This is a genomic window from Brevundimonas sp. (genome assembly GCF_036677305.1).
Lineage (GTDB): Bacteria > Pseudomonadota > Alphaproteobacteria > Caulobacterales > Caulobacteraceae > Brevundimonas.
In genome coordinates this window covers 1-1639 of record NZ_JAKFEB010000051.1, presented here as the reverse complement: position 1 = coordinate 1639, position 1639 = coordinate 1, and the positions used below count along the sequence as shown (strand labels likewise).

Genomic DNA, 1639 nt, shown 5'->3' with positions numbered 1-1639 from the left:
GGACGCTGCCGCCGGGCAACAACCACGAAGAGGCCGACAAGGCCAAGTACGCGGCGATCGGCGAAAGCGACCGGATGACGCTGCGCTTCGTGAAGCCCGCCGCGGCCGCCCCGGCGCAGTAAACGTACCGGTGGTACCCGTGTTCGATCGAGCCCCGCCTGCGCGGGGCTCTTTCGTTCCGGCTACAGCGTCTTGAGGAATTCGACGAGGTCGCGCCGCTGGGCGTCGGCCAGGCCCAGGCCACGGACGCGGTCGTAATGCGCGACCACGTCGGCCAGCGTCGCCGCGCTGCCGTCGTGGAAGTACGGCGGGTGCTGCCACAGCCCGCGCAGCGGCGTGGTGCGGTAGGCCTTGTTCTTCGTGCGGGCCGCATAGGCGCCGTCCATCCCGGTCTCGGCGGGGGCGTGCAGCACGCCGCCATTGTTGTCGGTGCCGTTGACGCCGGTGTGGCAGCCCATGCAGTGCCGGGCGAAGACGGCGCGGCCCTGGTCGGCCATCGCCGGGTCGTAGCTGCCGGCCGGCGGCGACGGCGTCGCGAGGCTGTGCTGGTAGGCGTGCAGCGCCGGCAGTTTCGCCGTCACCCGGTCGGGGTCGTGGTCGACATGGATGCCCAGGGCGTCGTCGTGGAAATCGCCCTGGCCGCCCATCTGCGTGATCGCGACATAGGCGTTCCAGTACGACAGCGGCCCTTCGGCGGTGTAGGTCTCGTTGCGGACATGCGCCAGGCCGTAGGCCGGCGGCAGCACCAGCGGGGTGTTCTTCCCGTCGAGGTTGTAGCGCGGGTCGTAACGGCCGGGGCCCCAACTGTTGTAGACCGCCTTCTTGTCGGCGGGCAGGTTCGGCGACAGCGCGATGATCGCGCCGACGTCGAGGTCGCGGTTGGGCCAGCCGTCCAGGCGCCGGCCGATGCCCTTCTGCACCGAGTCGTCGACGGTGGAATGGCACAGCGCACAGGTGACGCCGAGTCGGGTGATGTGGCCGGCGGCGTCGACCGTCGCCTTCAGGCCGACGACGGCGTCGAGCCTGAGCAGCGCCACGGTCGTGGCCGGACTCGTGAGGTCGGCCGTCAGCAGCGTGCCCGGCGGCAGCGCGTCCGCGTCGACCTTCAGGCCGACCTTCAGCGCGGTGGTGGGATCGACCGCGGTCTCGACGACGGTGTGCAGCGCGAGCGTATCGGTCCACAGCTGCTCGTCGCCGAACGTGTCGAAGCGGAAGACACGCTGGCCTTCGGCCACCAGCGCCGGCGGATCGCCACCCGGCGGCGGCACGGGCACGGGCGCGGGCAGGGTCACGGGAGTGGCGGGGACTTCGACCGGTTCGGTCGCGCAGGCGACGACGATCAGGGCGGCGAGCACGGAGAGGAGCGGGGCGGCACGGGGGCCGCGGGACGGACGGGACATGGCGCACCTCCAGGGAGGTGGGGCGGCGGAGGGTTCCGTACCCGGGGAGATTCCGCGCCATGCGGTGAACCCGACGCGAACCCGGGCCGGGCGGCCCGCGGGCGTCACGACGCGGCGACAGGGGGCGCGCGCAGCATGGGCGATCGGCCACACCGGAGAACGCGCATGGACGTCCAGACCCTGTTGATGACGGTGACCGTGCTCTTCACCCTGGCCGCCCTGGGCGGACTGGCGATGGC

At 72.1% G+C, this 1639-nt stretch carries 1 protein-coding gene; it reads right to left on the bottom strand.

Features of this window, described 5'->3' with window-relative positions:
* Positions 1-182: 182 nt before the first annotated feature.
* Positions 183-1400, bottom strand: a complete 1218-nt coding sequence (locus V6M42_RS03080; RefSeq protein WP_332677079.1) for a cytochrome c — start codon at positions 1398-1400, stop codon at positions 183-185.
* Between the last annotated feature and the right edge of the window lie 239 nt (positions 1401-1639).